The organism is Roseovarius sp. (assembly GCF_048262375.1).
Taxonomy (GTDB): Bacteria; Pseudomonadota; Alphaproteobacteria; order Rhodobacterales; family Rhodobacteraceae; genus Roseovarius.
Genome location: NZ_JBLXFE010000007.1, coordinates 50,525 through 72,392, shown reverse-complemented (window position 1 = coordinate 72,392; position 21,868 = coordinate 50,525). Strand labels below are relative to the sequence as shown.

Below are 21,868 nucleotides of genomic sequence, written 5' to 3'. Positions count from 1 at the left end.
AGCCACTGGCCCGCCCCTTTCTAGGGGGCGGGCCCAATCTTGGCCTCAGGATCAGGCGTCGAGCCAGACATATTCGGCAAAGGCATAGCCCATCATGCCGCCCAGCGGGTTCGCTTTCAATCCCCCCACTTTGGTCGACAGCGCATCAACGTTCGAGATAAAGGTCGGGATGATCGTGCCCGCCTCATTGGCGACCATCTCTTGCATTTCCCAGTAGATGGCCGTGCGCTTTTCTTCATTCAATGCGCCTCGCGCCTCGACCATCATGCTGTCGAACTTCTCGGATTTGTAATGGCTCTCGTTCCACGGTGCATCCGAGGAATAGAGCAGCGAGAACAGGATGTCCGGCGTCGGACGGGGGTTGATGTTACCAAAATGCACCGGGGCCTTCAGCCAGTAGTTGGACCAGTAGCCGTCGGAAGGTACGCGGTCGACAGTCAGATTCATGCCGATCTCGGCCCCCGCCTGTTGTACGACCGTGGCCATGTCGACCGAAGACGAGGCCGCATCAGAGGCAACGATCGGGATTTCCGCCCCCAAGAGACCGGCCTTTTCAAAGTGGAACTTGGCCTTTTCCGGGTCAAAATCGCGCGGCTTAAGATTCGGGTTGTGATAGCGATTGGCAGATGAAACAGGCTGATCGTTGCCGATCTGTGCCAGTCCGCGCAGCACGGATTTCTGGATCATTTCACGGTTTATGAGATGTTTCATCCCCTCGATGAAATCGAATTTGGCCCCTGGCTCGGTGTCCAGACGGATGTTCATATTTGTGTAATTGCCCGAGGTGCTGATCGATGTCTGCACGCCGTCTTGCCCTTCCAGCATCCGCAACGAGCGCGGGTTGACCGCCCCCGCAAGGTGAATGTCCCCCGACAAGAGCGCATTCACCCGCGCATTGTTGTCGGGAATGGCAAAGAACTCGAAACTGTCGAGATAGGCGCTTTGTGGCTTGAAGTAATTGGGGTTTTTCACCCCGACTGAGCGCACGCCCGGCTCAAACACTTCGCTGATAAAGGCCCCTGTGCCGTTCGCAGTGCTGAAATCGGTGGTGCCATCAGCAATGATCATAAAGTGATGCAGAGACAGGATGGTCGGCAGGTCGGCATTGGCGGCAGAGAGCACGATCTTGACTGTCAGATCATCCAATTTGGAGATTTCGGTCATCTGTTTGGCGATCGAGTTGGCCTTGGAGCCGACGGCCTCATCCAGGTGCCGCTTCAAGGAATAAACCACATCATCCGCGCTCAGCGCCTTGCCATTGTGGAAGGTTACGCCGGACTTGAGCTTGATCTCCCAAGTCTGCGCATCATCGGTCACGAACTCTTCGGCCAACTCCATCTGCGCCACGCCAGCCTCATCAAGAAAGGTCAGGCGATTGTAATAGGCGCAGCAACGGACATAATCGGTCGAAAGCGAGGCCTTGGCCGGATCAAGCGTATCGGCGGTCGAAGAGGACCAACCGGCCGCCCTGAGCGCCCCGCCGCTCACCGGGGTGGCGGCAACCGCCTGTGAGGCCCGCAACAGAAGCGAGCTACCTGCCGCCAAACCCACGCCCGAAGCCATCAGCATCCGCAAGAGGTCGCGACGCGACGCGCCGCGACGGATCATGTGTTCCACCATCGCATCATCGCGACGGGTCCAGTTGGTTGTGTTCTTCTTTGTCATGTCACAGTTCCCTGTTGAAGGTTGATGAACCCGCACGGTCTTGTGTGCCGCGTCAGGTCCGCTTGCGTTCACGCATCAAAGGCATCGTCTGCCGCGCGGGCCAAATCGATCAATGCGTGAAAATGGTAGTCCGGCTCGGTGTATTCCTTGGGCTCGATGGTGCCACCATACCCCGCTTGCGCGTGGCGTCGCTCGATCCAGACATTGGTCATGCCCAGCCTTCGAGAAATGCCGATGTCGTGATGCTGGCTCTGCGCGGTGTGCAGAATGCGATCCTTGATGCCACCTGCCTTTTCGATAAATTCGAAGACCTGAACGAAATACGCAGGATCCGGTTTTTCCGTGCCGGTGTCATCGGTGGTGAAGCCCGCCCAGAACGGACGGCCCAGCTTGGCCTCGTATTTCTCGAACGCCCAACGCTGCGCATTGGTCATGGCAATCAGTTTGTAATGCCGCCCCAGCCGTTTCAACGCCTCTGCGCTATCGGCAAAGGGTTTTGCCTCACCGACCGCATCAATCATTGACTGCCGATACTCCGGCGTATCTGGCAGGCCGAAGACTGCGGCAATGCGGGCATAACACCGCCCCAGATCATCGGGAAAGCGACCCGCATTCGCCTCGTAGCGCGCGTTACGATAGATCGTGAGCACCGCTTCGGCGTCAACATCAACGCCCTCTGCTTGGGCAATCTTGGCCAAGGCCTCTGTGATCGCCGCCTCAAAGTCAATCAGCGTGCCAACCACATCAAAGGTCATGTAGTCGAACCCGGTCAGAGGCGTCACAGCCGTCTTGGTTGCCATTCCAACAATCCTTTCCCAAATCCTGGACATCGCGATACCGTTCGCTCTGCCGCGTAGCCCCACTGACCTGATGCCTGCCTCAAGGCTCCAGTACGTATCTCGAACCATTCCCGCCCGCGTCCTCCCTTCAGCATCCCCCCCAAATCCTCTGGCGAAATGCTGAAACCAGTAGAGGTGGCGGCAGATTCTTCTATTTTCCTCCCTTGCGCCGCATAACGCGTCGCGTGCGGCATCCCCCTTCAATATCCCCGTAAAGGGTCGACCAAGCCGGGAATTTCCCGGCCCTCGCGCGTAGCGCGGATAACGTTCAGCGCATGCGCCGCCCCTTCCGCATGATCCGTTTCCGAAGCGATATGCGGCGTCACGATCACCCGTGGATCGCCCCACGCCCAGTGATCCTGCGGCAGAGGTTCGGGGTCGGTGACATCCAGCATCGCCGCCGAAATCTGCCCCTCGTCCAGTGCGTGCCTCAGCGCGGTCATATCCAGTTGCGCGCCGCGCCCGGCATGGGCCAGCATCGCGCCGCGCGGCAGCCGCGCCAGAAACGCGGCATCCATCAAGCCCTGCGTCCGAGGCGTAAGCGGCAAGAGGCAAACCAAGAGATCCGTGCGCCCGAGGAAGGCCTCAAGGTCGGCCTCGCCAAAGGTCTCAATCCCCTCGACCCGAGCACCAGAGCGGCTCCAGCCTGCAACTTGGAAACCAAGGTCTGCCAGTGTCCGCGCCGCCAGCTTTCCGATCCGCCCAAGGCCCATGACGCCCACGCGGGTGAACCCCGTCCCGCGGGTCATGTGCGCGCGCCAGTCACCGCGTGCGGCCTGCGCCAGATAGATGGGCATGTTCCGGTGCAACATGAGGGCCGCCATCACCACCCAATCGCGCACCATCTCTTCGATCCCCTTGGCAACCGTGCGCGACAACTGCACGCCCTCGGGCAAGGTTGGCATCTGATCCACTCCGGCCCCGCTGCTGATCAGCACCCTAAGGTTCGGATAGCGCGAAATGTCCTTGGGCGGTTGCCAGCATAGAATATGGGTAATTGCGCTTGGATCGCTGACCGCCGCCTCACCGATCTCCATCTCCTCGCCCGCCGCCTCGAAAATCGGTGCCCAGACCGCAGCCCGCTCTGGCGAGGAGAGAAACAAAAGCGCCATCAGCGCAGTGCCTCGCGCACGTCCGGGTCTTCGAGTGTCTGATCAAGCACCGCGCGGGTGCGCTCGACGATTGCGTCAATTTCCGACGCGGTGCAACAGAGCGGCGGCGCATATCCGAAAATGCCCTGCGCAAAGCTGCGCACGATCAATCCGTTGTCCCATGCCCGATCAAAGAGCCGCGTCGCAGGCTGCACGGATGCAGGCAACGGCGTTTTGCGGTCTTTATCCGTCACCAATTCGACCGCTGCCAGCATGCCGCGCCCGCGCACATCGCCGACCAGCGGATGATCTTGCAGCGTGCCCAGCCCTTGCAAGAGCCGCGCACCCATCTTGCGGCCATTCTCCAGCAGACCGCCTTCATAGAGCGCCAACACCTCTAGTGCGACCGCCGCCGCGACCGGATGCGCCGAATAGGTGAACCCATGGCCAATCGCCTTGGCCCCGGCCCCCTCGGCAATTGTCTGATAGACATGATCAGACATCAGCACCGCGCCCATCGGCACATAACCCGAGGTCAGACCCTTGGCCGTGGTCATGAGGTCCGGCACAATCCCCTCGTCCTCGCAGGCAAAGAGCGGGCCGGTGCGGCCAAAGGCGGTGATGACCTCATCGGCGACGAACAGAATACCATACTCGGCACAGACCGCGCGCATCGCCTTGATCCATCCCTTGGGGGGCACCAGAACGCCGCCCGAGCCTTGGATCGGCTCGACATAGAAGGCGGCCACCCGGTCCTCGCCGATCTCCGCCACCTTTGCGCGCAACTCAGCCACAGAGGCATCAATGATCGCCTGCGGATCGGGCCCGACCGGGTTGCGATAGACATAATGCGACGAAATCTTGTGCTGCCACGCAAACGGCAGGCCAAATCCGTCATGAAACACCGGCAAGGCCGTCAAGCCAGCCCCTTGCGAGCTTGATCCGTGATAGCCTTGCTCGACCGAAATGAACTGATCGCGACCGGGTTGGCCCCGGCTGTGCCAGTAATACCGGATGAAACGGATCGTGCTATCAACGGCATCCGACCCCCCCAGCGTGAAATAGACGTGGTTGAGATTTCCCGGTGCCCGTTCGGCCAAGGCCGCCGCCAGCCGGATCGGGGCCTCGGCCCCCAGATCGAAATAGCCCGTGGCATAGGGCAATTGCCGCATCTGATCGGCGGCGGCGGTGACGATGCTCTCTTGCCCATAGCCTGCGTTCACACACCACAGTCCGGCAAAGCCGTCGATCAAGTCACGCCCGTCGCCATCGGTCACAATGGCGCCCTTGCCCGATTTCAACAGGCGCACCCCGCGCGCCTCATGTCCCTGAAACGAGGACACCGGATGGATCAGGTGCTGGCGATCCAGCTCTGCAATGGAATTGGTCAGCATGTTGTTCTCCGTATAACTCAGCCCAACGCCTGTGAGACGAGGCCATATGTCGTGAAGTTTCTGTCGTTTTGCATTCGTGCGGCACAGACCATCGCAGTCCCGCCACCCACATGGGTCAGGCCAAGATCCTCGACACAACCCGCCAGCCCGACCTGTTCGGGCAGATCTATACGCAGGAATGTCCCCGCACAGCGTGTGGCGGCCTCGGCAATCAGCGCCCGTGCGCCCGCCACATCCCGCGCTACCACCGGGCCGAGCACGCGGCCCCGCCCGAAATCGCGCAAGAGGGCAAACCCGCCGTCGGTCTTCAGGATTTGTCCGTGCTCGATAATCTTGCCGATCAAGGCCGCGCGGGACATGCCAGATGCGTTCATGTCCATGGCGGCCAGCGCGGCACGGTCCTGTGCGCACCCGTCCCACACCGGTTGGTGAGGTGCGGCTGCGCGCGCCTCGCCCTGATGTTGCACGATGCGGCCCGTTTCCACGAAGCCAAGCTTGGCATAGAGCGGCTGCCCATCAACCGTGGCCACCAGACGCAATTCCCGAGCGCCAGCGCAAGCAATAATCCACGCCATCAACCGCGCGCCAAGCCCCTGCCCCCGCATGCGCGCATCGACGATGATCATGTTGAGCGCGGCCACATCGCCAAAGTTGGTGCAAAGCGCCGTGCCCACAACCTCGTTATCAATCAGTGCGACGACGCCCTCGGACACCGAAAGATTGAGCGCCCAATCCTCGCCACGATGCGGCCAGCCCGCCTCTTGCGACAGGCGCTGTGCTCCGGTCAGGTGTTCTTGGGCGAAGGGCACAAGGTTGAACGCCTGCGCCGGGTGATCCGGGAACGAAGAGGGCGTGACTGTCATCGTGTAGGGTCCGTCGTTGTTCGGCTCAGCCTAGGCGCGGCCCCACGGCATAAATCCCCTAAACCGTGCCTTGGGCGGCAATATGCTCTGCATGGGGGCGTCAGGCCCGCATGATCTGCCGTGCTTATCGCGCCAGATGCCGCCCAAGCGCCAGTATCATCTGAGCGGCAGCGTTCGACTCATCCTCCAGAAGATATTCCTCGGGTCGGTGCGCGCGTGCGATATCACCGGGTCCACAGATGATCGACGCAATGCCTGCCGCCTGAAATAGTCCCACCTCGGTGCCAAAACTCACCGCGCTCTGCGGAGCCTTTCCTGAAATTTCCACCAGCACCTCCACCAGCGGACGACCCGCATCCAATGCCCGCGCCGGATAGGACGAAATCCACTCTGTCGTCACCCCGGCACCCATCGCCGCCGCGACCGGGGTCAGCAGCGCCTTGGGGTCGACACCGGCGATGGCGCGCGCCTCGATCACCGCCTCGGCCCGGTCGGGAATGATGTTGACAGCCTCACCTCCCGCAAGGTGCCGATTTGCAGGCTGGAATAGGGCGGCGCGAAACGGGCGTCCTGCACGCCTGCCTCCGGGGCACGAGCCTGATCGACCGCCGCCGCCAGAGCCGTCACCAGCGCATGTATTGCATTCATCCCCTGATCGGGCCGCTATGCCCGGAACACCCCTGCGCACGCAGTCTCAGTGCCGCCTTGCCCTTTTGCGCCAACGCCGGCACGAGGCCTGTCGGCTCGCCCACGATAGATCCGGCCGACGGCGCGCAGAGCCTTGGCAGTGCCGCAATCAGATGCGGCACCCCGCGACAGCCTGCCTCTTCGTCATAAGACAGCGCAATATGTATGGGCGCGCTCGGGTTCAACTTCACCAACATCGGCACGGATGCCAGAACAGCGGCAACAAAGCCTTTCATGTCGCACGCCCCGCGCCCAATCAGCCGCCCCCCTTCGCGGCGCATCACGAACAGGATCAGCGCGCCAGCCCGGTTCGGTTGCGGGGACGACATCGACATGGCCCGAGAGGATATAACCGGGCCTTGATGCATCGCCGATGGTGGCAAAGAGATTGAGCCAGCCCCCTTCCGGCCCGGGCAGCAGATGGCAGACAACCCCATGCGCCCGAAGATAGCTCGCCACGCATTGCATTAAGGCCTCATTCGAGGTGCCAACAACGCTGGCAAATCCGATCAGTCAGTCAAGCATCTCTACGGGGCTATACATGGGTGCGGTCATGATCAGCTCTTTGAAGCTTGAGGTTCTGCGCATAGGCACGGGCACAGCCGCCCCTACCCTGACCCAAACTGAACCGCAAACCGACCCGAACTTGGGCCAGGGCGGCACAGCATGCCGAACGCCTGCATGGATACGACATTTCATGCTCTGAAACGAAGAAACGCGGCAAGCTCTGTTGCCGGAACCGGTCAAGGATGAGCAGGACAGTCAGGCACCGGAGACCGCAATGACCTTTCGCCCCAAATTCATCACCTTTGATTGCCACGGGACCATGATTTATTACGATATGGCCGGTGCGGCGCGTCACCATTACGCAGCCCATCTGTCACCCGAACAGATGCAGCGTTTCATAACGGATTTCTCGGCCTATCGGCTCGACGAGGTGCTGGGCGCATGGAAGCCTTATGCCGAGGTTGTGCACAATTCCCTTGAACGCACCTGCAAGCGCCATGGCATCGCCTTTGACCCGACGATTGCCGAAGAGATCTATCACCGCGTGCCCACATGGGGGCCGAATCCCGACGTGCCTGCCGGATTGGCCAAGGTGGCCGCAGAGATCCCGCTTGTGGCACTGACCAATGCGATGAACGACCAGATTCCCCTGAATATCGCACGGCTTGGCGCGCCCATTACACATGTTTTCACCGCCGAGAGCGCCGGGGCCTACAAGCCGCAGATGCGGGCCTTTGAGTATATGCTGGATCAGCTCAACTGCGGACCTGAGGATATTCTGCACGTCTCCTCCAGCTTTCGCTACGACCTGATGACGGCGCATGACATGGGCATCAAGCACAAGGTCTGGGTTAATCGCGGACATGAGCCAGCGAATCCCTATTATGGCTATACCGAGATTCCCGACATCTCGGGACTGGCCGCCGTTGTCGGCCTGTAACCGCCGGAGATACAGATGAAATACCTCTCGTATTGGCATGACAGCGCGGCCCCCTTTGCCAATGGCCAGGCCGGGCCAGTAGAGGGCAAATTCGATGTGGCCGTGATCGGCGGTGGCTTTACTGGCCTCAACGCTGCGCGCAAACTTGCCCGCGAAGGCGTGCACGTTGCCCTTCTTGAGGCCACACATATCGGTGCAGGCGGATCTGGCCGCAACGGTGGTCATCTCAACAACGGCATCGCTCATGGCTATGCAGACGCCAAGGCGCATCTTGGGGTCGAGCGCGCGCACCGCCTCTACAAAGCCTATGACCGCTCTATCGACATGATCGAGGATCTGATTGCGGAAGAGGGCATCGCCTGCGACTTTCGCCGCTCCGGCAAGCTGAAACTGGCCTCCAAACCCTCGCATGTGGCGACGCTGAGAGCCAATTTCGACCTGATCCACAAAGAGGTAGATTCAAACACGTGTTGGCTTGACCGCGACCAACTCAGCGCAGAGATCCGATCCGAAGCGTTTCACGGCGGCATGCTCTATGGCAAATCCGCAATGATGCATATGGGCCGCTATGTCAGCGGTCTGGCCGAGGCCAGCCATCGCCATGGCGCGCAGATCTGGGAAAACGCCCCTGTGACGGCCCGCTTTCGCGCGGGCAACGGATGGACAGTGACGACCCCCAAAGGCACCTTACGGGCGGAGCGGGTGATCGTCGCCACAGGGGCCTATTCCGGATCCGTGCGCGGTGCCCCGCTCTCATTTTTCCGGCGCCGGATCATTTCGGTGGGATCGTTCATAATCGCGACGCGGCCACTGACCGCGTCAGAGGTGGCCGCCACTCTGCCCGGCAACCGCACCTGTGTGACCTCGCTTAATATTGGCAATTATTTCCGCCTCTCGCCAGACAACCGCTTGATCTTTGGCGGCAGGGCGCGGTTTTCAGCCGTTTCGGACCAACGCTCTGATGCCAAATCCGGGGCGATCCTGCGGGCCGCGATGACCGCGCAATTTCCACAACTCAAGCAAGTCGAGATCGACTATTGCTGGGGCGGTCTGGTGGGCATGACCAAGGACCGCTTTCCCCGCGCGGGCGAGGTGGACGGGATGCTCTATGGCATGGGATATTCGGGCCACGGCGCGCAAATGTCGACATTGATCGGGCAGTCGCTGGCAGATATGGCCATGGGCCGCAAGGATACCAATCCTTTGGCCGGTCTCGACTGGCCCGCCATCCCTCTGCACAGTGGCAAACCGTGGTTCTTGCCGCTCGTCGGCCAATGGTTCGCGCTCAAAGACCGACTGTCTTGACGCAAGCCGAGCGCCGACGCCCTGCGCCGCGTCTGCCCGCCTAGCCCAGAGAATGCGACGCAAGGCCGTAAAGCAATGCCCCCGTTTGCGCGCGCCGCGACGGACCGATCCGCATTTCCGTGACCGTATCATGTACCCCCATGCCAGCCGCCGCCAGAAACGCCTTGAAATGCTCGCTCTGTTGCGGCGTATCGAGGCGGACAAAGATGCCTTCGCAGCGCTGAATCAGCGGGGCGACCAGATGCATGGCTACGGCATCATCCTCGGCAACCACTGGACCGATCACCACACCCTTGCCGAATTTTCGCATTACAGCATAGCCCCGCACCTCACCCTCGCGCTCGACCACCAGACCGGAAGAGACCCCCATCAATCTATCCAGAATCCGGCCACGATCCGCCCCATAGGCGTGACAATCAAGAGCCTTTATCCTTTGCAGATCATCCGCCTCGATTTCCCGCACCGCAAGCCCCGGGACAGCATCCGGCACCTGAAACGGCCGCACGATACCCTGCTGTTGCCAGATCGTGGCAACAGGTATGAACCCTGCCGTTTCATAGAGCCGATAGCCAGATCGCGTTGCGCTCAGTCGCAGATCCCGCCCGTCGCAATCGCGCATGATCCGCCGTAACAAACGTTGACCAGCCCCCAATGCCTGCAACCGCGGCATCGTGACCATCATTCCGAACATGGCGAAATCCTCGCCCATATTGAAATACATGGCAGAGCCCAGAGGACGCCCGATTTCGTCCAGTGCCAGATATCCTTGCCCGAGAGACAAAAACAGATCGAGATCGTCAGCACGGTGCGGCCAGAATACACTAACGGTCAGTTCATGTAATTCTTGGCGTTTGCTGACATCAAGCGACTCGATTGTAGCCTCGTAGGCATCCAGCTTCAGTCGGACGTCATCCAAAGGGGATTTTCGTGCCATGAAGGCAGCGCGGCGTGCCTGAGACTCGGCTTGCACGTCGGTTATCTTTGGGTCTGAGGCCTGTGTCATCGGGCTGCCTTCGCCTTGCATTCAGCACCTTTGTGTTTCGATCGCGACATGAGAGCAAGACTGTGCCTCGCCTGTTCGCCCGCTTTGCCCACACTATGGCGCGATTTGCGCAAATTATTCTACCGTATAAGAAAGCACACCGACAGTTTGTGTCGCGGATTGTCCCGTCGCGTGATCGGGCAACAGCCCATCCCGCGCGAGGACCACAATATCCTCGGCCATGCGCGCGCAGAGCCACTGCGCGATCTCGCGCACCACGGGTCGCACCGGCGCCGCCCGTGTCGAAACCAGCGTGATGCAGCGCCCGGTGTTGATCCCGCCACCCTGCCACGCCGGGACCAACCGTCCGGCGCGCAAGGCACCCGCGACGACATTCACCCAGCCCAACGCAATCCCGGTGCCATCCACCGCCGCCTGCATGATCGCCGCATAATCGGAAAAGGCATACCATGTGCCCGGGTGCTCTGTGCCCTGAACGTTCGGGCCCAGCATCGGCTCCCAAATCGTGCTGGGATGATCCGAAAGATGCAAGAACACATGCCCCTCTCCGCCTGCCCCGCTTAGCAACATCCCATGCTGCGCCAGATAGGCCGGGCTGCACACTGGAATGATGATCTCTGGTGCCAGCACCGGATCGTTCGCGGCCTCATCCCGGATACAACTTGCCAGATCCACATCCTCGGGCAGCCCGACACGTGTGCCCGGCAGCAACTCGAACCGTAACACGACATCCGGGAAGCTTGCGACGAACTCCGCGAAACGTGGTCCAAGCCAATTTGTGACAAAAGCATTTGAAAGCGACAGCACCACGTCGCGTCCGGCCTTGTGCTGTTGGCTCTGCAATTGCGTTATGACGTCGGATATCCGCCCGAACCCTTCGCTGACAGCGATAAACAGCGCTTTGCCCGCGTCAGTTAGCACCGCCCCCTTTGCCCCTCTGACAAAGAGCGGCTGCCCGATCTCTGCCTCCAGTTGCGCGATATTACGGCTGACCGAGGGTTGAGAGATGTTGAACGCCTGCGCCGCCCTGCTGAAACTTCCCTGCCGCGCGGCGGCCTCAAAGACCAGCAGCGATTTAGGCGAGGACACGAGGCGATGCAGGTTTGTCATACGCTGAGCGTATAGCTGACACTTGTTTTTTCAACCTGTTTTTCCAATCTCGGCCGCGCAAGAATGGTTAGTGATCGCTCCGCCAACGCCAGAGGTTTCCCTTGTCCCAGCCCCGCCGCAATGATCCGCTTCTCACCGCCTTCACCTTGGGCAAGCTGCACCTGCACAATCGCATTGTCAGCACCAGCCACGCCTCGATGTTTGACGAGGGCGGCATGCCGACTGAACGCTATCAGGCCTATCACGAGGAAAAAGCGCGCGGCGGGATTGCCATGACCATGATCGGGGGCAGCGCGATGGTCTCAAAGGATTCAAGCTGGGGAGGCGGTCAACTGGACATGAGCAGCGACCGCATCATCCCTCACCTGCAAAACCTGTCCGAGCGTCTCCATGTGCATGGCACGGCAGTGATGACACAAATCTCTCACCTCGGTCGGCGTGCCAATGCGCTGCATGGCGACTGGCGACCCGCCATTGCCCCGTCGCGCATTCGCGAAGTTCGTGGCCGTAGTATCCCCCGCGAAATGGATCGCGATGACATAAACCGGGTGATCGCCGATTACGCAAGCGCCGCCCGACGTGCGCTTGAGGGCGGTCTTGATGGCATTGAGACGCTCTGCGGCGGGCATCTCATTGGTCAGTTCATGTCACCCCTGACAAATCACCGCACGGACAGCTTTGGTGGCAGTCTCGAAAACCGGGCCCGCTTTGGCCTGATGGTGCATGAGGCCCTTCGCGAGGCGGTGGATAACCGGCTGGTGATCGGCATTCGCCTGGTGATCGACGAAGGTGTCGCGGGCGGGCTGACTGCGGCGGATGGCATTGCCCTTGCCCAGATGTTCGAGCGCGAAGGGTTGGTTGATTTCTTCAACGCGATCTATGGCCGGATGGACAGCGACCTCGTGTTGTCCGAGGATAACATGCCGGGCCTTTTTCAAGCGTCAGCCCCTTATCTGGAGAGCGTCCGGGCCTTTCGCGCCGAGACCACACTGCCCCTCATTCACGCCGGCGGCATTCGTGACACGGCCACCGCACGCCATGTGATCGCCGAGAATATCGCCGATCTCGTGGGCATGACCCGCGCCCATATCGCAGATCCGCATATTGTGCGCAGGCTCAAAGCTGGAGAAGAAGACCGCATCCGTCCCTGTGTCGGCTCCTCCTATTGCCTCTATAAAAAGGCGACTTGCGTGCATAACGCCGCAACCGGAAACGAATTGTCTATCGGCCATGATGTAAACCCGGCCAAAACCAAACGCCGGATCGTCGTGGTCGGCGGCGGCATTGCCGGGCTCGAGGCCGCGCGCGTCGCCGCCCTGCGCGGCCATCACGTCACCCTCCTTGAGGCGGCATCACAGCTTGGCGGACAGATCCTCCTTGCCAGCCGCGCCCCTCACCGCACCCCGTTGATCGGTATCATCGAATGGCGCGTTCAGGAACTCGAACGCCTCGGTGTCGAGATCAAAACCGATACCCTTGCCACTGACGACGACGTCCTCGCATTGTCCCCGGATGCCGTGTTGATCGCCACCGGCGGTGTGCCCGATCTGAACTGGCTCCCTGGCGGCGTTCATTGCGTCAGCACATGGGATATCCTGTCGGGTGCGGTGCCTCTGGGGGACGACATCCTGATCTATGACGGGACCGGTCGGCAACCGGCCCCATCTTGCGCGCTCGCGATTGCGGAGAAGGGACACAAAACGACGCTGGTGACATGCGACAGTCATGTCGGACAGGAAATGCCCTATCAGGACAGCACAGGATTTCGCAAGAACCTGGGGCTGCAAGGAGTTCGCTGCCTGACAGATCTGCAATTAGATGACGTGATCAAATGCGAAGCTCGGATTCAAGCCCGGTTCACCCACAGCTTTACTGGTGAAATCATCTGTCTTGAAGCGGATCAAATTGTTGTCGAGACTGGAACCACGCCAATTCACGATCTTTACAACGATCTGCGCGCCCACCTTCGCCAGCCAGCCAACGCCATAATGCTGAAGACCCTCCATCTCATGGGTGATGCGGTGGCCTCGCGCGATATTCATGCAGCGATGCGTGAGGCGCATATGATCGCTCGAACGATATGACTTGAGTTTGCCCTGCTTCGCCGGGTCAACCTCTCGGCGCTGATCGCGCTCTTGCGGCTTTGGAAACCCAGAGACGACCCGGTAATCATTCGAACAGCGGCTCGACCTGCAGAGACTGGCCCGGGTGGATCTCGGCCAAGTCGGCCGGGATCACCGCGATGCCCATGGCCTGCGCAATGGGGGACAGGGATGCCGAGGCACCGTAGCCAAGACGCTCGACAAGCGGACGCCCCATCGGATCGCGCCCGGCCCATGTGACCGGAACATACTCGCGCCGTCCTGTTGTGCGGCGGTAGCTGAAGCCAGCAACAGCGGGCAGCCATGTGTCCGACGCGTCCATCAACCCGGCAACCCGGCGCAGGGCGGGTTGCGCGATTTGGGAAAAGGTGATCGCCGCAGCATAGGGATTTCCGGGCAGTCCAAAGTAGAGCGCACCACCAAGGCGACCCACGGTCAGTGGCTTGCCCGGTCGGATCGCAACCTTGAGCACATCAAGCTCTGCCGCTTCGGCGCGCAGCGCGTCAAGGATATGATCCTCTTCGCCCGCTGACACTCCGCCCGAGGAAATTACGACATCATGCGACTGCGCGGCATGGCGGATTGCGGTACGGATTCTTGTGGGATCGTCGCGAAGGATGCCGAGGTCCGTCAATTCAACCCATGGAAGGCGTGACAGCGTCGCCCTGAGCAGGACACGGTTAGAGTTATAAATCTGTCCTGCTCCAAGCGCGTGACCAGCCTCGACCAGTTCATTACCAGTTGACAGGACGGCCACGCGCACTCGGGGGCGCACAGCAACGTATGCCACGCCGCATCCTGCCAGCAGGGCAAGACGCGGCGGGCTCAGCATGAGCCCCGTGGCCATTGCAAGTGCGCCCTGCGCGACATCTTCACCCACGCAGCGGATGTTTTGTCCGGGACGGGGGCGTTGCATCAGCTTGATCGTATCGCCCGAACATGTGACCTGTTCCTGCATCACGACTGCATCCGCCCCAAGAGGCAAAGGCGCACCAGTGAAAATGCGCGCCGCCGAACCGTTTGAAAGGCTTAATCCGCGCCCATCGCCTGCCGCAATTCTCGCTGACACGGGCAAGTTCCAGGGACCGTCGCCGGTCAGGTCGGACAGGCGCAGAGCGTATCCGTCCATGGCGGAATTGTCGAAGGGTGGCAGCGCCGAGGCCGCCTTAACCGGGTTGGCTGTCACCCGGCCGACTGCGGCGTCGAGCGGAATAGTTTCCTGCCCGGCCACTGGAAACGCCGCAGCAATAGCCCGCAACCGAGCGGCATCGACCGACAGGGTCGGCCCGGATTTACCTGTAGAGCAGGCAGCAAGACTGGTCATCGTGTTCCTCCGTTGAAAAGACCCGCACCCGGTATCGGGGGCGGGTCCAGCCTGTCGGATCAGAGCATGATCTCGTGCGACTTGAACGAGATACCGCGTGTCTGCGCCGTCGCATCCGAGATTTTGCGGATGTCGCCCCAGCAATGTTTGTAGTCCGGCAGCACCAGCTCGTTCACGCCCGGGTTCACGACGTTGCCCTGACTACCCGCAGGCGAGCCAAAGACCATCGCCACCGTGTTCCGCTTCAGCGTCGGCATCGGATAGGCCATACCTTGCGTCACACCGTTGTCATTGATGATCTCAAGCAGATCGCCGGGGTTCAGCCCCAAATCAACCATGTCATCAGGATGCATTTCGACGAACGGATGCGGATAGCGGTCCTGAACGAAGTCGTTGTCCTGATCCAGAAACTGGTTTTGCCAAAAGATGTTGGCGCGGACGTTGTTGATCCAGAACCGGTGCGCCGCCTGTTCGCGCGCCTTGCCCGGGGCCTGCCAGCCACGCCAACCCGCCGCACAAAACAGCGCCTTGCCGTCCTCGCGCCCGTGCCGGGTGAATATGCCGTCGGAGTAAAGGCGCGTAGTGCCGACAAGCTGGCCGTTCTCATAGCCCGCGACCGGCTCTTGAACCCCGTTGTTGCCAGCCTCGCGCAGGCGCTCATAGGTCACCGCCGTATGGGCGGCACCATAGCCGTCCATGAACGCGTCTTCCTCGGTCTCCCAGTCATAACCTTTGAACTGATCGGCGTAGGCATCCGCGCCCAACTCTCGCAGAACACGCTCCATGTGCTGTGCAATGCCAGCAGCAATCAGCGCGTCGGGCTTCGAGTTGCCGAACGGGTCCATGTACTTCTCGGACAGCCGGAGGCGGCGCTCTCCGTTCATCGAGGTCAGGTTCATCTCGTTGGCTTCGCAGGCCGGTAGGATGACATGAGCGTTCTGACCGATCTGGCTATGGATGATGTCCACATCCACTACAAACAGGCCGCCTGCATTGATGGCCGAGACGATGGCATCCACCACTTGTTCACGGGTGCCACCCGCTGCCATGTCGATCGCATCCTTGACCATGTCCGAGCGACGCTTGTGCACCCGCTTGAACTCTGAGGCGTTGAGCGTCGTCTTGTAATGATCGCAGGCCCATATGTGATGCACACCGCCCAGTCCCCGGATCAGGAACTGATCGACGTATTCGGCAGGACGCCCGACATGGGCATCAGAGGGGCGGAAATATCCTTCTTGGTGGCCACCCAAGCGGCAGGCACCACCACCCTCGCGGCCGATATTACCGGTCGCCAGCGCAATATTCACCAGCGCGCCGATGGTCCGATAGTTGTCATTGCCCCAGATGATTCCCTTCTCGTAGCAGGTCACGCATTTGCGGCGGCTGCCGTCTTCATGGGGCTGAGCAATCCACTCGGCAGCTTTCTGGATATCGGCAGCAGCCACGCCACAGATTTCCGCAGCCTGTTCGAGAGAGGTGCGGCAGGTCTGCATCACATAGTCGAGACTGCCAAGACCAGCCGGGTGGGCGGCATCCTGTGCGACCGCTTCGCCATCCTGAAAGGTCGAATTGGCGATGAACTCCGCGTCGATCCAGCCCTCATCTACAATATGGGTCAGAATCGCGTTGAACAGCGCCAGGTCCGTGCCTTCGTTGATCGCAAGGTGCAGCACGTTCTCGGGCCCGACATATTGCTCGGACGAGGCGATGGTCAGTGTACGGCGCGGATCGACCACGATCATCTTGGCGCCGTTCTGCAAGCCCTTGACCATATGGTTGAGGTAGAGATTGGTCTGGGTTTCCATCGAGTTCGCACCGACCATAAAGATCGTGTCGGTCACCTCGTAATCCTCATAGGCGTAGTTCAATTCGTCCACACCCATGTCACGCGAGGAATGCACCTCGGAATTGTAGGCGGGACGATTGTGGATGCGGCAGTTCTTGATCTTCATGCTCTCGAAATAGAGCTTGCCGGTGCCCCAGGTATTCTCGTAACCGCCAGCAGAACCACCGTGGTCGAACATTGAGACCACGATATCATCCTCAGAGCCCTGCAGGACGACCTTCGCCGTCACACGCGCCACGAGGTCAAGCGCATCGTCCCAACTTGTCGGTTGCCAGACGCCATTTCGCCAGACCAGCGGGTCCGAGAGCCGCTGAGCTTGCGTGCCAGTCACGCGAGAGGGCCGGTTCTCGGCCATCCGAGCGCCCCGGATTGAGCCAAGGCCGGAATTCACCACACAATTCGCGTCAGGCTTGACCACCAGATGCACATCGCGACCGTTCTGGCGGACAACGTTGTACATTGAGGGCGCGTACCAGGCCTCAGCCTCCATGGCTTGCTGCTCACTCAGGTCAACGCCGAATTTGTTCTGATTCGGGGCTGTGCCGCCCTGCCGGTTTATCGGCCAAGTGTAGGCCTTGTAGCCACATCCGACGATGCAGTAGTGGCAGGTCACATTGAATTCGTCAGCGTCTGCAGGGATAATCGGCAGACGGTCGATCTGTCTTTTGTAAGCCATTGTTTTTCTCCCTCAGAGCACGTTCGACAAGCGGCCGTAGATCAGTTCATCCACGCCCTCGGCATAGATGTCGCCCTGATTGTCGACTCGGAGCAGAAACTGGGCGAGATTGCTGGTGGCGTGGCCCCAGATCTGCTGACCGCCGGATTCGCAATCGAACCGCGAATGGTGACCGGGACAGTTGAGCGTTTTGTCCCCAGCCGAATAGCTCATCATCCAGCCCTTGTGCGGGCAGAGCACCGAAAACGCCACGATGTCGCCATCCGGCCCGACGCCGCCTTCGACCGCCTGCCCGAGCTTGAGCAGCACACCGGGGCTACCTTCGTCAGGATACTCAATGTCCATCGGTTCGTTCACCGCAAGATCCGCGACATTGGCCAGACGGTTCGCCGGGTAATCTACGCGGGCCAGGGCCTGTGCCTTTGCCTGCTCCGGCGTCATGACCGTGGCAGCAACAGCCCCTGCCGTGGCCATCATGCCCCCCCTTAAAAACTGTCGACGTCCCGCGTCGACCAATCGGTTGCACTTCATTGGCTGGTCTCCTCCCTAGCTCATCAAGTGATAGATGCATGCCAACATCCTACCCAATGCGGCCGGGCCGGGCGATTGCGAGAGAGCGCACGCGGCATTGCAGCTATGCATTGATTTTCAATGGAAAAATTTGATGTTCGGAAATCCGAACATGGCGCGCAGCCTGTCAGGCCCCCGACAGCCCGAGTTTCTGCATTTTCTCCCAGAGCGTCGTGCGGGCAATGCGCAAGAGTTTTGCCGCCTCTCCGATCTGCCCATCGGTCCGATCAAGAGCGGCAATGATCTGCGCCCTTTCAGCCACCTCACGCGCCTCGGCGAGCGACAGCATGTCATCGGGTCCTGCGAGGCGTTCGGGGAACAGATCGGATGGCTGCAATAATGGCCCAGACGCCATCGCCAGACCACGCAGCAATCTGGCACGCAGGTCTCGGCCACCGCCCGGCCAGTCATGATTGCGCACGGCCTCTTCGCACAGCGCGCTGATCCCTTCGATGCCGGGCGCATGACGTGGGGACAGTTTGCGGAATAATTGCTGCATCAGCCAGACCGCATCATCCGGTCTCGTGTTCAGCGGGGGTATGGGGATTTCGATCCGCGCTAACCTGTAGAGCAGTTCGGAATTGAATTGGTCCTGTGCGATCCGCGCCTCGAGATCGTTGCCGCAGGCCGTGATCATCCGGCCGCCAAACCCTTGATCAAGTTGCTCCAGTAGCCGTGACTGGACCGGCGCTGCCATCTTGCTGACAGCGTTGATAAAGAGGGTGCCGTCGCCCACGATGTCGAACCCGCCTCCGCCTCCGAACAATGCCGCTTCGGCATCGGCCTCACGGGCGAGATTGGCGGTGACAAAAGGCGCGGCGGATCGGTCGGATAAGTCGTGAATGCGTCGGGCAACCAGATCCTTTCCCGTGCCTGCTCCGCCGCGGATCAATACCGGATGGCTTTCCGCCGCCGCTTTCGCAATCAGCGTCTCGATCTTTCGCGCTGTCGGGGAGATCCCCATCAAGGGAGGGACGTCATCGCCTGTGCAAGCTTTTTCCAGATTTCCAACAAGAAGGCCAAGCCGTTCGAGAAATACAGACATGTCGAAAGGCTTGGTGACATAATCCGCCGCGCCCGACTTGATCAGGCGCACCGCCTGCCCAATACCACCCTGCCCGGTGATAAACAGGAAAGGGGGCGGCGTTCCCGTCCGGGCGAGTGTCGAAAACAATTCCTCCCCGGACCCATCCGGCAGACCAATATCGCAAATCACCGCGTCGATCGGCTTTTTCGGGGTTCGGATCGCTCCAACGGCGCGCACCATCTGCTTTAGCCAAAGGACCTGTGCGCCTTCCAGTTCCAGACGCTGCAACAACGATCCACCCATGATCTCGTCATCTTCGACAAGGACGATATATCTATTCTTCAGCATTGGGGGCCTCCCGAGACGTCGGCACACCGACCGTGACGCGGGTCACGCTGTTTCGCTGCTCATGTCCGATCCAGCCGCCAAGACCGTTTGTCAGCTCACGGACCAGACGGAGCCCGACACCCCCGCCGGGCGACAAAGGTCCATCTCCAAACAGCCTGTCCAACGCCGCCTTTGGCATTTCGGGACCGGTGTTCGTTATCTCGAGCGTCAGCGCGTCAGCTTTGCAGCAGACGAAAAAGCCGACGCGCCCTGATGGACCAGACGCGGTGCAGGCGTTCAGTAAAAGGTTGAGCGCGATCTGACGCACCGGACCGGCGGGAATTGGGCACCTGTTCTCCTCCAAAAGGTCAACCGACCACGTCAGGTCCAGCCCCTGCCGTGAGACTTCGGGCTGGATCAGAAGCTTCAGATCCTCGAAATCATCGGGTGTCAGCACCCGATCTTCAGGATCAATTCGGTTCTGGTCGAGTGTCACGCGGGTCACATCGCGCAAATGGCGCAACCCCCGGTCCAAAAGGTCGGCGGACTGCCGCACAACCTCGGGTCGGTCAGGAAAGGTGCGGATCGTATCCGTAGCATTCAAGAGCCCCCCCAGCGGGTTGTTGATCTCATGCGCCAGCGATGAGGAAAGCCGACCAAGCGCCACGAACCGTTCCCGCTCAGCAAGGCGCCGCTCGGCTTCGGCTTTTGCGGCCACGGCACCGACCATCGAATTATAGGTACGCGCCAACCTCGCCAGTTCGCCATCACCCCGGGGGATCTCCGACGTCGGTATCGGATGCGGCTCGCCTTGTGTTTCGGTCATCTGGCGCGCCAACGTTATAACCGGGCGGAGCATCGTCCGGATGGCAACAAAGCCCGCCAGAGACAGCAGACCAATGGCAAGCGCATTACCCAAGATCAGCAGTAGCAACGCCTGCCGTCGCTCTGTCAGCAGGTCGGACACGTCCAGTTCGGTTGCGATCTGCCCGACCGTGCGCCCCTGATAGATCAATGGCGCAAGCAGACTGAGAACCGCACCGGATCCATCCACCGACAGGTCTTCGAGGGCCACCGCATCACTGGCAAGATCGGCGATATCGCTGTCCATGGGAACACGCCGGGGATCGGTCGCCGCCAGCACGCGACCGCGCTCATCCGCAACGGCGGTAAGGACCATCCGCCGCCCCTCGCCCCCCTGTGCCGCCCGGTCGAGCGTGTCGTAGACTTCCCAGATATCATGCCGCAGGACGAGCGGCCCGAGCGCCACCGACAATCCCTCGACATGCATCCGCGCCAGTTCCTGAATCCGCGCGTCCTGCACCCGCGCCAGCGATCGCAAGACCTGCTGCGATGCCACCGCGCCAACGAGGACCATCATTGCCGCCGCGAGAAGCGGCAGCTTGATCGACAATGGTATCGCTGGGGGCATCGGGGCAAGCCGCTTCATGGCTCAGGGCCCCAAATCGCGCATGCGGTCTGCAATCCCGTCGAACAGGTCGGTCGATGCCTGCTGAAACCCATCAAGCTGTAACGACGTGAGCGCTTGCCGCCCCTCCTCGGTCCTTGCCAGATCCATCAAGGCGCTTTGCAGGGCCTGAACCGGTTCAGACATGATGCTGTCGCGCCGTGCGCAAACCGGGGGAAAGCCCAGCCATTCTGACCGGGCGATCACCCGCGTCCGCGCGGTCAACTCCGGCTCAATCACGGCCAGCGCTTCCCAGACATAGCCGTCGACGCTACCAGAGCGGACAAGGCCATCCGCCACTGCGCGGACCACATTGCGATGGCCAAAAGTAAAGATTGACCTGCTGAAGAAGGTTTCAACCCGCTCATCCATACGACGCAGATCAGTGGCAGTGACAAGATATCCAGAGTTTGAATCGGGGTCGGAAAACGCGTGCGTCGCCCCGCGCAGGTCTGTCAGGGCGGCGGCCGGATCCTCTGTAGCGACAATCAGGTAGGATTGATATCGTGGGCCACCGCGCCACACCGGCACAGCCACCAGCTCAAGAACGTCGGCATGTTGGAGATAGGGATAGCCACACAGCCATGCCGCATCGACGCTACGCTCCAGAAGGAGGCCCGTGATTTCCTGGTAGGTGCGCCGCTGCACAAGTTCGATTTCACGGCCCATTCCAAGGGACAATGCACTACGCAACCCTTTGATCACGGCTGCGTCGTTGTCCAGAAAAACCGGCGTTAGCCCAAGGCGGAATACCGGCCGCGACCACGCCCGGCCCGCGACCAAGGCTGCAAGCCCGACCCCAACGAGGGTTCGTCGTCTGATCTGATACTTCATGCTCTCGGCCTCCTCCCTTGGCCAGACTTCAGACCATCCACGTAATCAGGTGGCTGACTGATTGACCCGCGTCGACAAATAGGACGCGCTAATTCTTGCGCTCGGAATAGCGATTGACACGCTACTCTGTACGGTTACGGGCCGGAAGCGTGAATCTCATGACATCCACCGTCGCATCAACGATACGTTCGAAATAGACAAACGGCGTCACGCCGCCGCCCTCCTCACCTTCCAGAATGGCCGTTGCACTCATGAAAGGCAATGATCAGCCCCTCATCCCATGCCCG

General features: G+C 60.8%; 19 protein-coding genes. 3 read left to right on the top strand and 16 right to left on the bottom strand.

The annotated features are described in order from the left end of the window. Positions 1-51 precede the first annotated feature (51 nt). From ACN0SW_RS09915 to ACN0SW_RS09880, 8 genes are all read right to left on the bottom strand, one after another. Entirely contained in the window at positions 52-1,665 is a 1,614-nt protein-coding gene (locus tag ACN0SW_RS09915; protein ID WP_417727765.1) for an ABC transporter substrate-binding protein, read from the bottom strand. A 68-nt stretch (positions 1,666-1,733) separates the two neighbouring features. After that, on the bottom strand, positions 1,734-2,465 hold the full coding sequence (locus tag ACN0SW_RS09910) for an HAD-IA family hydrolase (protein WP_417727764.1): 732 nt from the start codon (positions 2,463-2,465) through the stop codon (positions 1,734-1,736). Positions 2,466-2,704: 239 nt separating this feature from the next. Then, positions 2,705-3,616, bottom strand: a complete 912-nt coding sequence (locus ACN0SW_RS09905) for a 2-hydroxyacid dehydrogenase (RefSeq protein ID WP_417727763.1) — start codon at positions 3,614-3,616, stop codon at positions 2,705-2,707. Further along, a complete protein-coding gene (locus ACN0SW_RS09900; protein ID WP_417727762.1) occupies positions 3,616-4,989 on the bottom strand; it encodes an aminotransferase class III-fold pyridoxal phosphate-dependent enzyme in 1,374 nt (457 codons plus the stop codon). Before ACN0SW_RS09900 ends, ACN0SW_RS09905 begins: the two co-directional genes overlap by 1 nt. A gap of 17 nt (positions 4,990-5,006) precedes the next feature. After that, positions 5,007-5,852: a GNAT family N-acetyltransferase gene (locus tag ACN0SW_RS09895; protein WP_417727761.1), complete on the bottom strand. Its 846-nt coding sequence runs from the start codon at positions 5,850-5,852 to the stop codon at positions 5,007-5,009. Between the two features lie 124 nt (positions 5,853-5,976). Continuing rightward, positions 5,977-6,330 carry a hypothetical protein gene (locus ACN0SW_RS09890; RefSeq protein ID WP_417727760.1) on the bottom strand — a complete coding sequence of 118 codons (354 nt, stop codon included), beginning with the start codon at positions 6,328-6,330 and terminating at the stop codon, positions 5,977-5,979. Further along, positions 6,327-6,500, bottom strand: a complete 174-nt coding sequence (locus ACN0SW_RS09885; protein ID WP_417727759.1) for a hypothetical protein — start codon at positions 6,498-6,500, stop codon at positions 6,327-6,329. Before ACN0SW_RS09885 ends, ACN0SW_RS09890 begins: the two co-directional genes overlap by 4 nt. Further along, entirely contained in the window at positions 6,497-6,868 is a 372-nt protein-coding gene (locus tag ACN0SW_RS09880) for a M20/M25/M40 family metallo-hydrolase (RefSeq protein WP_417727758.1), read from the bottom strand. The genes ACN0SW_RS09885 and ACN0SW_RS09880 overlap by 4 nt, the downstream gene beginning before the upstream one ends. A gap of 452 nt (positions 6,869-7,320) precedes the next feature. On the opposite strand from ACN0SW_RS09880, the gene ACN0SW_RS09875 reads away from it, so the two are divergent. Beyond that, positions 7,321-7,986: a haloacid dehalogenase type II gene (locus ACN0SW_RS09875; RefSeq protein ID WP_417727757.1), complete on the top strand. Its 666-nt coding sequence runs from the start codon at positions 7,321-7,323 to the stop codon at positions 7,984-7,986. 15 nt (positions 7,987-8,001) lie between these two features. Beyond that, entirely contained in the window at positions 8,002-9,291 is a 1,290-nt protein-coding gene (locus ACN0SW_RS09870) for an NAD(P)/FAD-dependent oxidoreductase (protein WP_417727756.1), read from the top strand. Between the two features lie 40 nt (positions 9,292-9,331). Here ACN0SW_RS09870 and ACN0SW_RS09865 read toward each other — a convergent pair whose 3' ends face one another. Next, positions 9,332-10,294, bottom strand: a complete 963-nt coding sequence (locus tag ACN0SW_RS09865) for a GNAT family N-acetyltransferase (RefSeq protein WP_417727755.1) — start codon at positions 10,292-10,294, stop codon at positions 9,332-9,334. A 114-nt stretch (positions 10,295-10,408) separates the two neighbouring features. After that, positions 10,409-11,404 (bottom strand): LysR family transcriptional regulator, encoded by a 996-nt coding sequence (locus tag ACN0SW_RS09860; protein ID WP_417727754.1) that lies wholly within the window; start codon positions 11,402-11,404, stop codon positions 10,409-10,411. Positions 11,405-11,505: 101 nt separating this feature from the next. On the opposite strand from ACN0SW_RS09860, the gene ACN0SW_RS09855 reads away from it, so the two are divergent. After that, positions 11,506-13,488 carry an FAD-dependent oxidoreductase gene (locus ACN0SW_RS09855; protein WP_417727753.1) on the top strand — a complete coding sequence of 661 codons (1,983 nt, stop codon included), beginning with the start codon at positions 11,506-11,508 and terminating at the stop codon, positions 13,486-13,488. An 85-nt stretch (positions 13,489-13,573) separates the two neighbouring features. Here ACN0SW_RS09855 and glp read toward each other — a convergent pair whose 3' ends face one another. The 6 genes from glp to ACN0SW_RS09825 form a co-directional block, all read right to left on the bottom strand. After that, positions 13,574-14,830, bottom strand: coding sequence for a gephyrin-like molybdotransferase Glp (glp, locus tag ACN0SW_RS09850; RefSeq protein ID WP_417727752.1), 1,257 nt, complete (start codon positions 14,828-14,830; stop codon positions 13,574-13,576). A 59-nt stretch (positions 14,831-14,889) separates the two neighbouring features. After that, on the bottom strand, positions 14,890-17,355 hold the full coding sequence (locus tag ACN0SW_RS09845; protein WP_417727751.1) for an arsenate reductase (azurin) large subunit: 2,466 nt from the start codon (positions 17,353-17,355) through the stop codon (positions 14,890-14,892). A 12-nt stretch (positions 17,356-17,367) separates the two neighbouring features. After that, positions 17,368-17,832, bottom strand: coding sequence for an arsenate reductase (azurin) small subunit (locus tag ACN0SW_RS09840; RefSeq protein WP_417727750.1), 465 nt, complete (start codon positions 17,830-17,832; stop codon positions 17,368-17,370). Between the two features lie 220 nt (positions 17,833-18,052). Further along, positions 18,053-19,300 (bottom strand): sigma-54-dependent transcriptional regulator, encoded by a 1,248-nt coding sequence (locus ACN0SW_RS09835; protein WP_417727749.1) that lies wholly within the window; start codon positions 19,298-19,300, stop codon positions 18,053-18,055. Further along, the gene (locus ACN0SW_RS09830) at positions 19,287-20,729 is read right to left on the bottom strand and encodes a sensor histidine kinase (protein WP_417727748.1); all 1,443 of its coding nucleotides are present in this window, start codon (positions 20,727-20,729) and stop codon (positions 19,287-19,289) included. The genes ACN0SW_RS09835 and ACN0SW_RS09830 overlap by 14 nt, the downstream gene beginning before the upstream one ends. A 3-nt stretch (positions 20,730-20,732) precedes the next feature. Continuing rightward, positions 20,733-21,581: a PhnD/SsuA/transferrin family substrate-binding protein gene (locus tag ACN0SW_RS09825; protein ID WP_417727747.1), complete on the bottom strand. Its 849-nt coding sequence runs from the start codon at positions 21,579-21,581 to the stop codon at positions 20,733-20,735. Positions 21,582-21,868: the final 287 nt, after the last annotated feature.